Origin of the sequence: Flavobacterium indicum GPTSA100-9 = DSM 17447, from assembly GCF_000455605.1 — a bacterium.
Classification (GTDB): Bacteria; Bacteroidota; Bacteroidia; order Flavobacteriales; family Flavobacteriaceae; genus Flavobacterium; species Flavobacterium indicum.
The window spans coordinates 2,620,800-2,634,283 of sequence record NC_017025.1 but is presented as its reverse complement, the minus strand read 5'-3'; the positions used below and the strand labels follow the sequence as shown (position 1 = coordinate 2,634,283).

Here is a 13,484-nt window from a genome sequence, read left to right as displayed (position 1 = left end):
CTTAATTTACTTCTGTTGATTCTTGATCGTTATCTTTTTTTCTCGATTTGAAAGCTTTCATTACTAAGGGGAACGTAGTAATTCCAATTAATAAGAGAATGATAGTTTCGATATGATGTTTTAAATCTATAGCAAAACGATCTAAAAAAAGTGCATATAAGTAATGCCCCGCAAAAACTAATGAAAACGACCATAATAAGGAACTGATAACATTATAAAGCATGAATTTGCTCTTTTGCATGTGAACGATACCTGCAATAATTGGGACAAATGTTCTAACGATTGGTAAAAAGCGAGCAAAAACAATAGCTTTTCCGCCGTGTTTCTCAAAAAACTCTTGTGATTGGTATAAATATTTCTTTTTAAATAATAATCCATCTTCCTTGTTGTACAAACCTCTTCCGCTAGTGGCACCAAACCAATAGCCAAATATATTTCCAATAATTGCGGCTAACGAAATAGCTAACGCTACCACCGTAACATCAGAATAATTATCCGGAATGAATCGTAATGGTGCGGCTAATTTTTCGGCATAGATTCCCGAGAGAAAAAGTAAACTATCGCCAGGTAAAAAGAAACCAGCGAATAATCCCGTTTCAGCAAAAACGATAAATAATACCATATAAATACCAATGGGAACACCACCGTATTCTAACGTTATATAGAATTCGGGATTAAACAATTGTGTCCATCTGAATTTTTCTTCAGCTTCAGCAGTTTGAACAAAAAAGTTTGGTTTTAAATCGTTAAATATGTTAAAATTAAGCTTCATGATGTTCTGGTTTAGATTCCCATTTGTCAATAGCACTAGTAGCTAATGCATTTCCAAGTACATTTGTCATACTTCTGGCCATATCACAAAAATGGTCAATAGGTAAAATTAACGCGATGCCTTCTGGTGGAATTCCAAACATAGCGCAAGTAGCAACTACAACTATCAAAGAAGCTCTTGGAACACCTGCTACGCCTTTACTAGTTAACATTAAAACTAATAACATCGTTAATTGTTCCCCTATTGGCATGTCAATTCCATATACTTGAGCAATAAAAATACTGGCAAACGTCATGTACATCATACTGCCATCCAGGTTGAATGAATAACCAAGAGGTAAAGTAAACGAAACAATTTTAGGCTGACAACCAAAGCGTTCTAATTCTTCTACCATTTTAGGGAAAACTGCTTCAGAACTTGTAGTAGAGAAAGCAATTAATAATGGGCTTTTTATGCGTTGCAATAAAGTAAATAAGCGTTTGCCTAAAATTAAATATCCTACAGCTAATAGCAATAACCAGAGTACAAATATTCCAATAAAAAACGCTCCCAAATATTTAGCATATAAAGTAAATACTTCAAATCCGTGTTTAGCAATAGCACTGGCTACAGCTCCTAAAACACCTAATGGTGCTGTCCACATAATATAAGAAACCATTTTTAAAACTACATGAGCCGTGGTGTCTAATAATTTGATGATTGGTTTTGCTTCTTTTTTACTGAAAGCAGCCAAAGCTACTCCAAATAAAATAGAGAAAATTACAATTTGTAATATTTCATTAGTTGCAAAAGCCTCAAATAAACTTTTTGGAATTACATGCTTTACAAATTCTTCTAATGAAAAATCATGGGTTTTTTCTACTAATTCTTTCGCAGAATCATTCACATCTAGTTTGATGTTGGTTCCTTTTCCTGGAGCAAAAAAGTTAACCAAAACCATTCCTAATAATAAAGAAACTAACGAAGCTGAGATGAACCAAGCCATGGCTTTTCCACCCACTCTTCCTACCATTTTCATATCGCCCATTTTAGCAATTCCAACAACTAAAGTTGAAAACACTAAAGGTGCGATTATCATTTGAACTAATCGAATGAAAATAGTTCCAAGTAATTTTATGTTTTTAGAAAAGGCATCTATTGAATCTGGAAATTGATAATGAACAATGGCTCCGAGTCCAATACCCAATATCAACGAAATGATAATTAATATAAATAGTTTATTATTTTTCACGATATGTTTGTTTGTTTTTATTTTAGACCGTGAAAATAGGTATATTTTTTGAAAAAAGTGCTAATTTTAGCATCGAATTAATGCATTGTCCTTTTAAATTAGTTTTTAAAATTTAAAATTATTTCAAATGAAAAAATATATATTTCTCATTTTCAGTTTAGTAAGTATGAGTTCAAATGCACAAGAAGTTTTAACACCAGAAAAGTTGTGGCAGTTAGGCAGGGTTAATCCAATTGGGATTACTAAAGATGGTAAAAATTTAATTTTTAAAGTTGGAGTTCCCAATATTCAAGAAAATAAAATAGTTTCAACTACTTATTCCATTCCAGTAAGTGGTGGAAAAGCTGTTCAAATTGTGACGGCCGAAGGTTTGGTTGCTGATAAAAATGTTTCAAAAGATGGAACAAAAAAGTTATTGGATAAAGCAGTTAAAGTTGAAAAAGTATTAGGTTCTGATTTGTATCCTGAATTAACAAAAACTTCAGCTCAAGTCTATACTGAATTGGATTATCGTCATTGGGATACCTATAACGATGGAACCCATAATCATGTTTTTTATAAAGATCTTGCGACGGGAAGAGAAATTGATATCATGCCCAACGAACCTTTTGACGCCCCTCAAAAACCTCACGGGGGTGACGAAGATTATATTTGGTCTCCAGACGGTTCAAAAATAATTTATGTATGTAAAAAATTGGCAGGTACGGCTTATGCTAAAAGCACGAATTCGGATTTGTATGAATATGATTTAGCTTCAGGTAAGACAGTAAATTTAACTCCTAATAATAAAGGATACGATACACATCCCTTGTTTTCTCCTCAAGGCGATTTATCTTGGTTGCAAATGAAACGTGATGGATTTGAAGCAGATAAAAATGATATTATTGTGCGTCACAAAGGGTTAGATATTAATTTAACTGCTGCTTGGGATGGAACGGTGGAAAGTTTTACTTGGTCTACAGATGGTAAAAAAGTGTATTTTGTTGCGCCCGTAGGAGGAACAAAACAATTATTTGAAGTGAATTTCCCTGGATTAACTAAGATTGCAGTTCGTGTAACACAAGTAACTGATGGGAATTTTGATGTTAACGGAATTGTTGGGTTTTCAGGAAATTCTATTCTAGTAACAAGAACCGATCATAATCATGCAGCAGAAGTTTTTGCCTTTGATTTAAAGAAAAAAACATGGAACCAAATTACACATGTAAATGATGAAGCTTATGCAAAAATAGGAATGTGTAAATCTGAAAAGAGATGGGTGACCACAACGGATGGAAAGAAAATGTTGGTGTGGGTAATTTTACCTCCAAATTTTGATAAATCAAAAAAATATCCAACACTTTTATATTGTCAAGGTGGACCTCAAAGTGCTTTAACGCAATATTATTCTTTCCGTTGGAATTTTCAATTAATGGCTTCGCAAGGGTATATTGTGGTGGCGCCAAACCGAAGAGGAATGCCTGGACACGGTGTGCAATGGAACGAACAAATTTCGGGAGATTGGGGCGGACAAGTTATGGATGATTACTTAGCCGCGATTGACGATGTAGCCAAAGAAGCATATGTAGATAAAAATCGTTTAGGAGCAGTTGGTGCTAGTTATGGTGGATATTCAGTGTTTTATTTAGCAGGAATTCATAAAAACCGATTCAAAACCTTTATTTCACATTGCGGAATTTTCAATACAGAAAGTATGTATGGAACGACAGAAGAAGTGTTCTTTACCAATTGGGATGCCGGTGGTGCGTATTGGGAAAAAGATAATAAAATAGCGCAAAAGACGTATAACGAATTCAATCCAATTAAACTGGTAAACAATTGGAATACACCAATTCTAATTATTCAAGGTGGAAAAGATTACCGAGTGCCAATTGGTCAGGGTCAAGAAGCTTTTCAAGCCGCACAATTAAAAGGAATTAAAAGTAAGTTTTTACTATTTCCAGATGAAAACCACTGGGTGTTAAAACCACAAAATGCATTGGTTTGGCAAGGGGAGTTTTTCAAATGGTTAAAGGAAACGTTGTAAAAAAAAATAGACCTGACAGGCTTCAAAAACGTGTCAGGTCTTAAAAATTAAAAAATGCAATCATTTGACATTATTATCATAGGCGGTGGCGCTGCTGGTTTTTTTTCGGCTATTAATATTGTGGAGAAAAACCCTAAGTTAAAAGTAGCTATTTTAGAACGAGGCAAAGAATGTTTGTCTAAAGTTCGCATTTCAGGTGGTGGCCGTTGTAATGTGACACATGCTTGTTTTGTGCCAAATGATTTAGTGAAGTTTTATCCCCGGGGAGAGAAAGAGTTGAAAGGTCCTTTTCATCAATTTTGTTCAGGTGATACAATTGAATGGTTTGAAAAACATGGTGTTGAATTAAAAATTGAAGAAGACGGTCGGATGTTTCCTGTAACCGATTCCTCTCAAACTATTATTGATTGTTTTGAAAAAGCGGTTCAAAAATTAGGAATTAAAGTCTACACTTCACAAAGTGTACAGTCGCTTTTCTATAAAGGAGATGTTTGGAAAATTGAAACGCAAAAAGACCAATTTCAGGCAGAAAAAATTGTGGTAGCCACTGGTAGTAATCCAAAAATTTGGGAATTATTACAACAATTAGGGCATGAAATAGTTTCACCAGTTCCTTCACTTTTTACTTTTAATATTAAAGATATTCGTATTAAAGATTTAATGGGGGTTTCTGCTGAAGTTTCGGTTAAAGTGAAGAATAGTAAATTAGCTGCTTCAGGTCCATTACTCATTACTCATTGGGGGATGAGCGGTCCGGCAATATTACGACTTTCGGCTTGGGGAGCGCGTGAGTTGTTTGATAAAAATTACCAATTCAGCATTCAAATTAATTGGTTGAAAGACCAAAATTTTGAAGAAGTTATGGAAGTGCTTCAAGAATTGAAATTGGAAAACGCCAAGAAAAACATCGATAAATTTTGTCCATTTGCCTTGCCAAAACGATTGTGGGAGTCAATTTTAATGGCATCGGGAATTCAATTAGAGAGCAAATGGGCAGATTTAAATAAAAAACAACTGGTTAAATTGGCCGAAGAATTAACTGCAGCCAGCTATCAAGTTAACGGTAAAAGTACTTTTAAAGAAGAATTTGTAACGGCCGGCGGAATCGATTTAAAAGAAATCAACTTTAAATCCATGCAAAGTAAACTATTGCCAAATGTTTATTTTGCTGGTGAAGTTTTAAATATTGATGCCATTACCGGAGGTTTCAATTTTCAAAATGCTTGGACTGGCGGATTTATTGTTGCGGAAAATATTTAATTATCGGTTTAGCCACCAAATACTCCAAGTTAACACACTTGCAAATGAAACCCAAGCCATATAAGGAATTAATAAATAGCCAGCATTTTTATTGATGGGTTTGAACTTTAAATAGGTTTCATAAATTAGTAATAGTAATAATATCACTTCAATTGCGGCTAAAAACACATTGTTTAATCCAAAAAATAAATACGACCACAAGGCATTTAAGCCCAATTGGATAATGAAAAATTTCAATGCGCTTTTAACTTCTTTTTCCTTCGAATTTATTTCATTCCATACCAATCCAGCAGCAATTCCCATAAAAATGTAAAGAAGTGTCCAAACAGGAGCAAATAGCCAGTTGGGTGGATTAAAAAATGGTTTTTCAAGAGTTGGATACCAAGTAGCGATAGAAGATTGAGTGACTTTTCCAGATAAAAAACCAATAACCAAACATATAGTTACACAATAAATAATTCGAAGATATTTTTGCATTTTTAAATAAATTTAGTCAAAGATATTTAAAACTTCTGACTTCTGGCTTCACACATCTAATTTTCCTTTTCTATCTTTGCCAAAAATTGTACGTATGTTCAAAGAACAAGATTTTATACTTTCAAATTATTCATCAATAGATAAGGCTTCATTTTCATGGAGTGCACCTAGTAATATTGCTTTAGTTAAATATTGGGGAAAAAAGGATAATGGCGAACAAATCCCTGCCAATCCTTCGATTAGCTTTACACTAAATAATTGTAAAACTATAACTTCGGTTGAGGTTTCGAAAAAAGGTGAAGCTCAGGATTTTTCATTTGATTTGTTGTTTGAAGGACAACCTAAAGAAGATTTTAAACCTAAAATTCAGAAGTTTTTAGAAAGAATTGAAAAGTTTTGTCCTTATTTGAAAGAATATCATTTTACAATTGATACTAAAAACACTTTTCCACATAGTTCTGGAATTGCTTCTTCGGCTTCAGGAATGGCGGCATTAGCCATGAATATTATGAGTTTAGAAAAAGCAATTAATCCTGCTATTTCAGACGATTATTTTTACGCCAAAGCTTCTTTTTTAGCGCGTTTAGGAAGTGGAAGTGCGTGCAGAAGTGTAAAAGGTGAGGTGGTTGCTTGGGGAGAAAATAAAACGATTGAAGGAAGTTCTGATTTATTTGGTGTGGAATTTGATTTACTACATGAGAATTTTAAACATTTTCAAGATACGATTTTATTGGTTGATAAAGGCGAAAAGCAAGTGTCAAGTACCGTTGGACATAATTTAATGCACGGGCATCCTTATGCTTCAAGAAGATTTGAACAAGCTCATGAAAATATTTCTTTATTAGTGGATATTCTTAAAATAGGAAATGTTGCTGAATTTATAAAAATTGTGGAAAGTGAAGCTTTGACTTTGCATGCGATGATGATGACTTCTATGCCTTACTTTATTTTAATGAAACCTAATACCTTAGAAATAATTAATAAAATATGGAAATTTAGAGCAGAAACAAATATTCCGGTTTGTTTTACACTAGATGCAGGGGCAAATGTACATGTTTTATATCCAAATAATGTAAAAGAACAAGTATTGCAATTTATTCAGAGTGAATTAGTTGGCTATTGTCAAAATGGTCAGTATATTTGCGATGAAATTGGGAATGGAAGTCAATTGATAATTAATAATTAACAGTTGATAATGGTAAGGGATAATGTTATAAAAAATAAAACATTTGAATTTGCAAAAGAAATAGTGTACCTTTATAAGGTTTTAGTTAGTAAAAATGAATTTGTATTGTCAAAACAATTATTGCGAGCTGGAACTTCAATAGGTGCAAATGTTAGAGAATCAGAACATGCTCAAAGTAAAGCTGATTTCATACATAAACTATCAATTTCATTAAAAGAAGCAAATGAAACAGATTATTGGTTAGATTTGTTGTTTGAAACAAATTACTTAACAAATGACGAGTTTCAAAATGTAAAAGATAAAAATATTGAAATATTGCGAATACTTACGAGTATAATTAATACTTCAAAAATTAATAATTTTTAATTATTCATTATTAATTGTCAATTAAAATATGAAAGGACCACTTTTTTATTCTAAAATTTTACTTTTTGGAGAATATGGAATTATCCAAGATTCAAAAGGTCTTTCTATACCTTATAACTTTTATAATGGTGCTTTAAAAATGGACGAAAATCCTTCCGATGAAGCAAAAAAATCAAATGAAAGTTTAGTGAAATTTACGGCTTATTTGGAACAATTACAAACCGAACAGCCCGAATTAGTTACGTTTAATTTAGAAGCGCTTCAAAAAGATGTGACGGCTGGAATGTACTTTGATTCTAGTATACCACAAGGATATGGAGTAGGAAGTAGTGGTGCTTTAGTGGCAGCTATTTATGATAAATACGCAACAAACAAAATTACAGTATTAGAGAACTTAACGAGAGAGAAATTATTGCAATTAAAAGCAATTTTTTCACAGATGGAATCTTTCTTTCATGGTAAAAGTTCTGGATTAGATCCGTTAAATTCGTATTTAAGTTTACCTATTTTAATCAATTCTAAAGATAATATTGAGCCAACTGGAATTCCGAGTCAATCTACTTCTGGAAAAGGAGCGGTTTTTTTAATTGATTCTGGAATAGTGGGAGAAACCGCACCTATGGTGAATATTTTTATGGAAAATTTGAAAGATCAAGGATTCCGTACCATGTTGAAATCTCAGTTTATTAAATATACCGATAAATGTGTAGAGAACTTTTTACATGGGGATTTCAAAAACTTATTCCAAAACACAAAAGAATTGTCTAAAGTTGTCTTGAATAACTTTAAACCAATGATTCCTGAGCAATTCCATCAAGTATGGCAAAAAGGAATTGATACCAACGATTATTATTTAAAATTATGTGGTTCTGGTGGCGGTGGCTATATTTTAGGTTTTACAGAAGACTTAGAGAAAGCCAAATCGTCCTTGAAAGACTATAAGTTAGAAGTGGTATATCAATTTTAAAATTTTTGTCTTTCTGAACAAGTTTCGGAATTTGAACTATGCTAAGCCGTAATACAAAATTACTACTCACTAAAATTCTGAGTTTTTTCTCTGTAGTGCGTGGCTATAATATTTTTGTTATTGCCTTAGCGCAGTATTTATCTGCTATTTACATATTGGCACCCGAAAAACGTGCGTTAGATGTATTATTAGATTGGCGTTTATTTGTATTAGTAATTGCTTCTACCTTTGCCATTGCTTCCGGTTACATCATTAATAACTTTTACGATGCTAAAAAAGACATTATCAATCGTCCTAAAAAATCCTATTTAGACCGTTTGGTAAGTCAAAAAACCCAGTTATACGTCTATTTTGTGTTAAATTTTTTAGCCGCTTTTTTAGGTTGGTTAATATCCTGGCGGGCCGCAATATTTTATTCTTTTTACATCTTCTTGCTTTGGTATTATTCACATCGATTGAAAAAATACCCTATGATAGGTAATTTAACAGCCGCACTTTTAGTGGTATTGCCTTTTTTCGGAATTCTCTTGTATTTCAAAAATTTTTATCACGTAATTTTTGCGCACGCCGTTTTTTTATTCCTAATCATTTTAATCCGTGAAATTATTAAAGATTTGGAAAATATTGAAGGCGATTTAAGTAATAATTACCAAACTATACCTGTAAAATTCGGAGAAAAATTTGCTAAAACAATTATTACTTCATTATTAGTTGGCACTTTATTACCGGTGTATTTTTTAGTAAATGTGTATGATGTGGGTTATATGGATATTTATTTCTATGTGAGTTACTTAGTCTTGATTGCTTTTGCTATGAAATTATGGAATTCAGAAGGTAAAGTAGATTATGTTAAGCTGCATTTTTTATTAAAAATCATCCTAATTGCAGGTGTTATTTGTATAGTTTTGATTAAACCAACCGTAATTGAAAACGGTCAAAAGTTGTTTTTAAAGTAAATGTAAAACACTGTATTTCTATCATTTTAGTTAAATTCTGAATTCTAAATTCTATATTCTAATTTTAAACGAGTACTTTTGCAAAATAAAATTAAGAATAGTTATGAGAAAATCATCAGGAGATAAAAGAAAAGGAAAAGTTTCAGAAAATAAAAAACCTGAATTCAAAAAGCCTTTTTCTAATGATAAAAAGCCCTTTCAAAAGTTTGTAAAGCAAAATGATAAGCCAAAACCAACAGTAAAAAAGGAGTCTGATGAATTACGATTGAACAGGTATATTGCTAATTCAGGTGTGTGCAGTAGAAGAGATGCTGATATTTATATCCAAAGTGGAAATGTAAAAGTAAATGGTGAAGTAATTACTGAGATGGGGTATAAAGTAAAGTTGACCGATGAAGTTAACTTTGACGGAGTTAATATTACCCCTGAGAAAAAAGTATATATATTGTTAAATAAACCAAAGAATTTTTCAACTGAAAAAAATGATACGGGTGCCAATAATGTAATCAATTTGGTGCGTATGGCGACCAATTCAAAAATTGAGCCTGTTGGAAGAATGGATAAAACAACTACAGGGTTATTATTGTTTACTAATGACGCTACTATTGTTACTAAATTTACTTCTCCTAACCAACGTTCAACTAAATTATACCAAGTTTCATTAGATAAAAATTTGAAGTTTGAAGATTTAGAAAAAATTCAAAATGGCGTTCATATTGATGGTCATAAAGTATATGTTGAGGAGATTACTTATATAGAAGATAAACCAAAAAGTGAAATCGGCATCAAAATGAAAACGGCAAATATAAAAATTGTGCGTTCTATTTTTGAACAGTTGAAGTACGATGTAATTAAGCTTGATCGTGTTATGTTTGCTGGGTTAACTAAGAAAAATTTACCAAGAGGAAATTGGCGTTTTCTTACCGATCAAGAAGTGATTAATTTGAAAAATATATAAATAAAAAATCCGAAGGCTAACCTTCGGATTTTTTTACTGAATGACTTTGTAGTGCTGGATGCTTCCATCTTCTAATTGTATCTCAAGTAATACTATTTGATTGTTTTTTGGAATAGGAAGATGGGCTTCATTTGTTGTTTTATTCAACTCGTATATCTTTTTCCCTAATAGATCGTAAACAGTAACTAGTTGCATATTGCTAGAACTATTCATAACAATTTCAGTATCATGATTTAAAATTGTAATAAGATGCTCTTTAACAGATTTTTTTTCTAATTGATACATCAATTCGAATCTCGTTGTAAATAAACCTGCTGTGGAAGAAAATGTATAAGGTTGCTTGCTTATTTCAGTTATTGAACCCGTGAAATTATCTTTTAAATATATAGGTTGTTGATTAAAAACACCTTCTTTGTTTTCTAGCTGTACAGTATAAAGACCATCGTTTTTAATTTTAACACCCAAAGCTAATTTATCATTTGAATCAAACGTAGGTCTGCCTTGAATAACATATTTGTTGTTATCAATAGTAGTGAATAACATAGCATCATCATATTCAAAAGCTTTTCCGTCTATACCTAAATCAAATGCCTCAGTAGCATTGGCATCATGTCCTATTAAAATTTGGTTATAATTCTGATAAGAGTCTGATAAATTTAATCGATAAATGTCTTTTTCAACTGAATTAGTCTTAAAGAATTGAGTATTCATCACATTGTAACGCAGGGCATTATGAAAAAATACATTTTCATTTTCTGAACTGTAAAAATAAAAACCTTGTCCGGGTTTAATTGACCCGTCTGGTATTGCTCCTCCGGCTGCTGCTGCAACTCCGCCTAAAGTGGTGTAGGATGCATAATTATTTACAGGATAAACACCGCCACTCGCTGGAGCTGTATGTGTCCAAAAATATAACGTTTCAATTGTTCTGTTAGATGCTATGAAGTGACTGCCTTCAATTGTAGCTGGAAATGGATTTCCTGCTAAATTATAACCTTGTTGAATTGCAGTATAAAATTCTCCATTATTTGGTACACCCGTAAATTGTCCAATATAGGGTGCTGAAACTGTAGCGGACCAATTGTTTGGACTTCTTATTAAGTATCCTGTTGTTGGGTTAAAATTAGTACTGCTCGGGTTTATACTCGTGTAAGCAGTAGCAGTAGTGGTTCCAGCAGGGTTGTAGGTATAAAATCGGTTAGTTAATGTTTGAGGAGAAAAAGCTAATAAATTTTGATTAGAAACTGGTGAGGACCAAGCTGTGTAATCCAAACGTAATAAATTAGCACTATTCTTTATTAAATTGATGTTTCCTGAATTTGCAATATTGTTTATTTGAACTAAGTTAGCGTTGTTTTGTATCGTAAAATTAGCGGTTGAAGCAACACTAATGTTTCGAACAATTGTAAAAACATGCCCTGTTTGCAGGGTTACTTGAGCTGTTCCAGTAACATCCATGGAACACATGTCTAAATTTCCCGTTGAGTTGTAATTACCATTAAAAATTGCTTTTACATTTTTAGTAGGTACGCCATTTGTCCAAGCGGTACCATTCCATGTGGTAGAAGTGGAACATCCGATAATATTCCAAGAGTCAGGTGCTTGAGGTCCGCCCCAAATTAATGTAGCTAAATAAGGATTGTCGATAAATGGATTTCTATTGCCTTGTATGCCTTGTAATACATTGTTTCTTGTTTTTTCAAATGGACTTACTGGGTCTTCTTCGTTCCATTCTAAGAAAATATCCGGCATATCAACGCTGTAAGTGGTAGGTCCACTGCCTACATTGGTGGCTAAACATCTTGTATTATAACGTACATACATATACATCATCATACGCGCAATATCTCCTTTCCATTCATCTCCTGGATACCAATTTGAAGCGCCAATTGGACCTGCATCTCCTGATCCATCTGTATAAAGTCTGTTTCCTCTGTCTGCATTAAAAGTCACATCTGCTGCGCGGATGTGGTGAGCGTCAGTACCAGGTCCGGGACTTGAAGTTACTAAAGCTGGAGTTCCAAGAGAAAGCGCATAACAATGTTCTCTATTCCATGAACCAGTGGGGCAAGTGGAACTGCAAATGTTGGTAGATAAGTCGGTGCGGTCGTTTTTGTAAATTGCATCTACATCATTAAATCCATATATTAATAATACTTGTGAAGAATTAGACGGATTTAAATCGCCAGATTGCAAAGCATTCCATACACCTGGTGTATAACTTATTTGATTTGTGTGTGTAGTTGTTATTAGTGTAGCTAATTGATTTTTTAAATTATTTCCAGTTTGTGTAAAATCAATTCCACTATAATAAGCAGGTATTTGTGAAAAAGAAACTACAGAATACAATAAAAATAGTAAAATTTTTTTCATTTTTTCAAATTTGGGGAATGCAATTTAAATCAAAATCTTTAATAAAGAACCTTTTTTTTAAATTATTTTTTATCTATATTTGTAAATCTTTAAAAAATATAAACCAAATGAAGAATATATTTTCATTATTATTACTTGCTTTTCTTTTTGTTTCTTGTGAAAATGATGTTAAAACAAATACTCCTGCTTTTCAAGGGGAAAAAGATAATTTGTTTTGGAGAGCTGGTGATTCTAGAGTGACTGTTAATAGTAACGGGACAATAACTTTAAACGGATATACTGATTACGAAGTTATTTCAGTAACGGTTCCGAATGCTGTTGGTACGTATGATTTAGGAACTGCAAATAATTCTAACTTTGCCTCTTATTCGTATAACAATGAAGGTACAGTTCTTTATTATGAAACTTCTTATCAAGAAGGTCCTGCAAATAAAATCTACAGAGTTAATGGTGGTTCGGGTTATGCATCTTTAGATGGTTCAATTGTTCAAACTATTGGTGGTAATGGGAACGGGTTAAATTTAAAATTGACTGTGGCTTCAAATGGAGTTGTTTCTGATGCTAAAATAACGGCTAGAGGTATTGGGTATTTGCCAGGTGATATTGTAACTGCTGTTGGTGGAAATAATAACGCAACATTTAGAGTTGTAAACACGACTCTTAGCAATGGAGAAGTAGAAATTGAAAAAATTGAAAACGGTACCTACACTGGAAATATTAAATTTAATGCTTCAGATGACAATGGAAATATCGTAAACTTTAATAATGGGAAATTTTATAAAGTTCCAGTTTATTAATAGTTAATAATAAATATAAAGTATTTAAAACCATCTAATTATAAGATGGTTTTTTGTTTATGTTAATAACTAAAATTGAATTACAATTTTTATAATTGTAATTTTGAAACATTCA

General features: G+C 32.4%; 12 protein-coding genes. 8 read left to right on the top strand and 4 right to left on the bottom strand.

Translation table 11 applies throughout. The annotated features are described in order from the left end of the window. Position 1 precedes the first annotated feature (1 nt). Positions 2-772: a DedA family protein gene (locus tag KQS_RS12290; RefSeq protein ID WP_014389499.1), complete on the bottom strand. Its 771-nt coding sequence runs from the start codon at positions 770-772 to the stop codon at positions 2-4. Then, positions 762-2,006 carry a dicarboxylate/amino acid:cation symporter gene (locus KQS_RS12285; RefSeq protein WP_041252109.1) on the bottom strand — a complete coding sequence of 415 codons (1,245 nt, stop codon included), beginning with the start codon at positions 2,004-2,006 and terminating at the stop codon, positions 762-764. The genes KQS_RS12290 and KQS_RS12285 overlap by 11 nt, the downstream gene beginning before the upstream one ends. A 124-nt stretch (positions 2,007-2,130) precedes the next feature. Here KQS_RS12285 and KQS_RS12280 point away from each other — a divergent pair, with 124 nt between their 5' ends. Both KQS_RS12280 and KQS_RS12275 read left to right on the top strand, forming a co-directional pair. Next, positions 2,131-4,029, top strand: coding sequence for a S9 family peptidase (locus tag KQS_RS12280; protein ID WP_014389497.1), 1,899 nt, complete (start codon positions 2,131-2,133; stop codon positions 4,027-4,029). A 54-nt stretch (positions 4,030-4,083) separates the two neighbouring features. Then, a complete protein-coding gene (locus KQS_RS12275) occupies positions 4,084-5,289 on the top strand; it encodes a BaiN/RdsA family NAD(P)/FAD-dependent oxidoreductase (protein ID WP_014389496.1) in 1,206 nt (401 codons plus the stop codon). On the opposite strand, the gene KQS_RS12270 is transcribed toward KQS_RS12275, so the two are convergent. Beyond that, positions 5,290-5,766 carry a TspO/MBR family protein gene (locus tag KQS_RS12270; RefSeq protein WP_014389495.1) on the bottom strand — a complete coding sequence of 159 codons (477 nt, stop codon included), beginning with the start codon at positions 5,764-5,766 and terminating at the stop codon, positions 5,290-5,292. It lies immediately after the preceding gene. 94 nt (positions 5,767-5,860) lie between these two features. Here KQS_RS12270 and mvaD point away from each other — a divergent pair, with 94 nt between their 5' ends. The 5 genes from mvaD to KQS_RS12245 all read left to right on the top strand — a co-directional run bounded on the left by mvaD (position 5,861) and on the right by KQS_RS12245 (position 10,199). Further along, complete coding sequence (mvaD, locus tag KQS_RS12265; RefSeq protein WP_014389494.1) at positions 5,861-6,952, top strand: diphosphomevalonate decarboxylase; 1,092 nt, start codon at positions 5,861-5,863, stop codon at positions 6,950-6,952. A gap of 9 nt (positions 6,953-6,961) precedes the next feature. Beyond that, positions 6,962-7,318: a four helix bundle protein gene (locus KQS_RS12260; protein WP_014389493.1), complete on the top strand. Its 357-nt coding sequence runs from the start codon at positions 6,962-6,964 to the stop codon at positions 7,316-7,318. A 28-nt stretch (positions 7,319-7,346) separates the two neighbouring features. Further along, a complete protein-coding gene (locus KQS_RS12255) occupies positions 7,347-8,285 on the top strand; it encodes a mevalonate kinase family protein (protein WP_014389492.1) in 939 nt (312 codons plus the stop codon). Between the two features lie 38 nt (positions 8,286-8,323). Then, the gene (locus KQS_RS12250) at positions 8,324-9,241 is read left to right on the top strand and encodes a geranylgeranylglycerol-phosphate geranylgeranyltransferase (protein ID WP_041252107.1); all 918 of its coding nucleotides are present in this window, start codon (positions 8,324-8,326) and stop codon (positions 9,239-9,241) included. A 103-nt stretch (positions 9,242-9,344) separates the two neighbouring features. Then, positions 9,345-10,199, top strand: coding sequence for a pseudouridine synthase (locus KQS_RS12245; RefSeq protein WP_014389490.1), 855 nt, complete (start codon positions 9,345-9,347; stop codon positions 10,197-10,199). A gap of 33 nt (positions 10,200-10,232) precedes the next feature. Here KQS_RS12245 and KQS_RS14095 read toward each other — a convergent pair whose 3' ends face one another. Then, entirely contained in the window at positions 10,233-12,572 is a 2,340-nt protein-coding gene (locus tag KQS_RS14095) for an endonuclease (RefSeq protein WP_014389489.1), read from the bottom strand. Between the two features lie 107 nt (positions 12,573-12,679). Between KQS_RS14095 and KQS_RS14090 the strand changes: the two genes are divergently transcribed. Next, positions 12,680-13,369: a DUF6252 family protein gene (locus tag KQS_RS14090; protein ID WP_014389488.1), complete on the top strand. Its 690-nt coding sequence runs from the start codon at positions 12,680-12,682 to the stop codon at positions 13,367-13,369. Positions 13,370-13,484 lie beyond the last annotated feature (115 nt).

What these genes read in the sequence shown, in the direction of transcription:
- KQS_RS12290 (WP_014389499.1), bottom strand. Translation starts at nt 772, where the DNA reads ATGAAGCTTAATTTTAACATATTTAACGATTTAAAACCAAACTTTTTT.
- KQS_RS12280 (WP_014389497.1), top strand. Translation starts at nt 2,131, where the DNA reads ATGAAAAAATATATATTTCTCATTTTCAGTTTAGTAAGTATGAGTTCA.
- KQS_RS12275 (WP_014389496.1), top strand. Translation starts at nt 4,084, where the DNA reads ATGCAATCATTTGACATTATTATCATAGGCGGTGGCGCTGCTGGTTTT.
- KQS_RS12270 (WP_014389495.1), bottom strand. Translation starts at nt 5,766, where the DNA reads ATGCAAAAATATCTTCGAATTATTTATTGTGTAACTATATGTTTGGTT.
- mvaD (WP_014389494.1), top strand. Translation starts at nt 5,861, where the DNA reads ATGTTCAAAGAACAAGATTTTATACTTTCAAATTATTCATCAATAGAT.
- KQS_RS12260 (WP_014389493.1), top strand. Translation starts at nt 6,962, where the DNA reads ATGGTAAGGGATAATGTTATAAAAAATAAAACATTTGAATTTGCAAAA.
- KQS_RS12255 (WP_014389492.1), top strand. Translation starts at nt 7,347, where the DNA reads ATGAAAGGACCACTTTTTTATTCTAAAATTTTACTTTTTGGAGAATAT.
- KQS_RS12250 (WP_041252107.1), top strand. Translation starts at nt 8,324, where the DNA reads ATGCTAAGCCGTAATACAAAATTACTACTCACTAAAATTCTGAGTTTT.
- KQS_RS12245 (WP_014389490.1), top strand. Translation starts at nt 9,345, where the DNA reads ATGAGAAAATCATCAGGAGATAAAAGAAAAGGAAAAGTTTCAGAAAAT.
- KQS_RS14095 (WP_014389489.1), bottom strand. Translation starts at nt 12,572, where the DNA reads ATGAAAAAAATTTTACTATTTTTATTGTATTCTGTAGTTTCTTTTTCA.
- KQS_RS14090 (WP_014389488.1), top strand. Translation starts at nt 12,680, where the DNA reads ATGAAGAATATATTTTCATTATTATTACTTGCTTTTCTTTTTGTTTCT.